The 2,997-nt window shown below is 54.1% G+C and carries 6 protein-coding genes; 2 read left to right on the top strand and 4 right to left on the bottom strand.

Annotated features, from left to right (window positions below; translation table 11 throughout):
- Positions 1-416, bottom strand: a 416-nt coding sequence (locus tag ACYCZ5_RS13950; protein ID WP_461545411.1) for a hypothetical protein, incomplete at its 3' end; no start/stop codon positions are given.
- Positions 416-1,240 carry a hypothetical protein gene (locus tag ACYCZ5_RS13945; RefSeq protein ID WP_461545410.1) on the bottom strand — a complete coding sequence of 275 codons (825 nt, stop codon included), beginning with the start codon at positions 1,238-1,240 and terminating at the stop codon, positions 416-418. The genes ACYCZ5_RS13950 and ACYCZ5_RS13945, both read right to left, overlap by 1 nt.
- Before the next feature lie 156 nt (positions 1,241-1,396).
- Here ACYCZ5_RS13945 and ACYCZ5_RS13940 point away from each other — a divergent pair, with 156 nt between their 5' ends.
- Both ACYCZ5_RS13940 and ACYCZ5_RS13935 read left to right on the top strand, forming a co-directional pair.
- Complete coding sequence (locus tag ACYCZ5_RS13940) at positions 1,397-1,837, top strand: antitoxin Xre/MbcA/ParS toxin-binding domain-containing protein (protein ID WP_461545409.1); 441 nt, start codon at positions 1,397-1,399, stop codon at positions 1,835-1,837.
- Positions 1,837-2,295 carry an RES family NAD+ phosphorylase gene (locus ACYCZ5_RS13935; RefSeq protein WP_461545408.1) on the top strand — a complete coding sequence of 153 codons (459 nt, stop codon included), beginning with the start codon at positions 1,837-1,839 and terminating at the stop codon, positions 2,293-2,295. The genes ACYCZ5_RS13940 and ACYCZ5_RS13935 overlap by 1 nt, the downstream gene beginning before the upstream one ends.
- A 25-nt stretch (positions 2,296-2,320) precedes the next feature.
- On the opposite strand, the gene ACYCZ5_RS13930 is transcribed toward ACYCZ5_RS13935, so the two are convergent.
- Complete coding sequence (locus ACYCZ5_RS13930; protein ID WP_461545407.1) at positions 2,321-2,749, bottom strand: hypothetical protein; 429 nt, start codon at positions 2,747-2,749, stop codon at positions 2,321-2,323.
- Between the two features lie 50 nt (positions 2,750-2,799).
- Positions 2,800-2,997 (bottom strand): hypothetical protein (locus ACYCZ5_RS13925; protein WP_461545406.1); only part of this gene is annotated, 198 nt, incomplete at its 5' end.

Genomic DNA, 2,997 nt, shown 5'->3' with positions numbered 1-2,997 from the left:
TAGAACAGTGGCTTGCTTCTCCTGCATCCTCCAGCATGATTGCACTCGACTTCGACCCCGATACCGTGCTTGTTCCGTTCATACCGAGCCAACTCTTGCGTGGTCACACCAAAGCTTTCCGCAATGGCGCGTCTTGACGCATCGATGTCATCAATATTGCTCACCGGGATCTCTACCAACCCTTCATCCCACATCGCATTCACGACTCGATGACCATCCTCCCTCGCCTCCAGAGAATGGAGGGCGTACCACAGCACGCGCCCATCCCCCACGATGACATCCAACTTCCCTGCGAAGGCAAGCAGGCGCACTATCGCGTTCTCCGCCTCACTAAACAGCCGCCCCATTTCAGCTGCTTTGCTTGGAATCTTTGTGATGTCGATGCTGGCCGTCTCGGTTTCCACTCGATTTCTCATCAATCCTCCCAATCGTATGCTTCCTCAATCTCTTTTCCATCGGCATCAAGGACCAGCCGCCACTCGTTGTCCCATACGTGTTCTCTCCCTCCCAAACCATCTATGCAGAATTGAGCAAATTCGAGATATGAGTCACTGAGATACAGGGTCAGATTGTCTTTTGCCTCCGGCTCGCGTGGCTTGTCATGATGGATGAGTGAGAAGATGCGCCCTTCGAACTTGTATAGCCGACTGCTGATGTTAAAAGTCGGCGCATGCAGGGCCTCACCAATACCGTGAACATAAGCGTCCGCGCGATCCACTGTCCGGTGCTCACTGATGCGCAACCATCCTGTGTCAGCTGGTGTGTTTCGAGTATGAACGGGCTCTGACGCTATTAACTTCCATCCACGCTCGTAAGGAGCATCCTTTGACAGGGAGTATCGGGTTGCCTGGTAATCGTGCGAGGCATCTGGCTGCCCTTTTGCATCGTGGCCTTCGCAGAGAAGCGTTTGCCGATAGATCGTTGGCCAATTGAAATCGTACTTTTCGCACCTGATAACAGGCACCTCTTCTGAAAGCGAGGCTTGAGTGACCCGGTTGCTGTTGAACACTTGCACTTCAATCAGAAGCCGCTCGACCTCATTCTGATATTGCTGGCTCATCGTTCTGTAGTTTTTTGAGCTATCTGGCAGCATCCAGGCATCCAATGAACGCTTGGAGATTTTCAGCAGGTCTGCAAACTCACTACGACCAATCCCCAACGTCTGAATGGCGTGGCGAAGCAGCTTCTGTTGGGTCGGGCGGGTAATCGTCGTTTTAATAAAGTCCAGTATGTCCGTCATTTGCGCATATACCTTTTGTCGTGATGGCGCCAATATATACACATAAGGTATACTTTGCAAGTGCTCTGGTTTCAGTTTTTTTCGCCCAACAACTGAATGGCATCAGCACACCAATTGATATAGAATTAACCATCAATTGATATTTAAGGGGGTCTTATGACTACATCCATAGCTACCCGCAAGCGTGCGGAAGGCTTTGGTAAATGGAAGGCAGCATTGGCCGTCGCCAATGTTGGGATTCGCATTCAGATCGTTCGCGCTGGAGCAGCCCCTTCCATCATGGTTACGGCCAGTGAGCACTTTGGCATGCCACGAGCTCGCTTCGCAAAATTGATTGGGATGTCCCCGGCGACCGCTGAGCGCAAGATCAAGTCTGGAAGCCTATTGGGGCAAACCGAGACTGAACGATTGAGTCGCATCGCGCTGATCGAAAATGAAGCCGAGAAGGTCTTTGGTACGTCAGACATGGCGCGAGATTGGTTGACCAAGATGAATGCCTCGCTTGGTAGCTCACCGCTGTCGATGCTGGACACCGAAATGGGCGCTGATGAAGTGCGCAAGATGTTGTCCGCCATTGCCTATGGTGGCGTTGTCTAATGCAGGCGTGGAGGATTGCCAAGCGAGCCTACGCGCTTGACCGCCAAGGGACGGGTGCGCGCTTGACCGGTGGACGTTGGAACTCGCCCGGCGTTGCTGCCATATACGCCGGCATGACCCCGGAGATCGCCGCCTTGGAAAAACTTGTCCACACATCAGACCTCCTTCCGCAGGATCTGGTGCTGTCCGTCATCGAGCTACCGAGCGACGAGCGATTTTACCTTCGCCTCACAGTAGCTGATTTGCCCGATGGTTGGGATGCACTTCCAAGCTCGACTACCGCGGCCTCCCTTGGCGATACATTCTTGCTTGCATCCACACATCTTGGGCTTATCGTGCCATCGGCCATCATGCCTGAAGCCTTGAATATCGTTCTCAACCCAAACCATCCGGAATTCAATAGCGTTACGTTCGGCATTGTTCGCCCATTCGAATTCGATTCGCGGTTGGGCAGATAAGTCGGTATTGTGCAGTGCTTTGGGCTTACAACCACTGCCGCAGAGCAAAGTACCCCAATCCCACGCAAATGATCGCAGGCAGCGCAACCAGCCAGTCCTGACGTGATGGCAAGCTTGCATAGATGACTGTGCTGGCCACCCAGATGTGTGCCAGATACCAGCCGCCCTGCGCATCTGAATGTGATACGGCATACCATATCCCCAGCGGAAGCAACGCAACGGGTGCAAGCGTGATCGGAATGCGCGTCACGATATCTGGCGACACTTTCACCGAACCCAACGTCCAGCTGCCCCCTTCACGCTTCGGGATGAGCCTCGGGAAGGATGGTCGTGCTCCCAGCACAAAAGCAACAAGCCAGTGACTCAGCTCGTGCGCAACGGTGCCTGGCAACGAAAACAGACTGAACGCCCACATGCCCAGCCGAGGTGCAATGGTGTATTGGGTCACCAGCATGCCCCCGATCAGCCAGTGAGTGGCTGTCGGGAGTGCTACGAATTGGTCGACTATCCGCACTTCCTCAGCTCGGCATAGAGCACGCGCTCGTTCCAGAGCAGTTCGGCCAGCTCTCTGGATTTCCCGATCGGGCCGGTTGTCTTGCAGCCGCGGCATTCCACCGCCCAGCCATCTAAATCAGCCTCGATGATTTCCGTGTGCTCGCTTGCACAGAACGGACACGGTGCAATCATGGTTTTCTCCCTTGT

This window comes from Sideroxydans sp. (assembly GCF_054604835.1).
The sequence above is the reverse complement of the archived record's forward strand: the minus strand, read 5'-3'. Positions and strand labels throughout refer to the sequence as shown.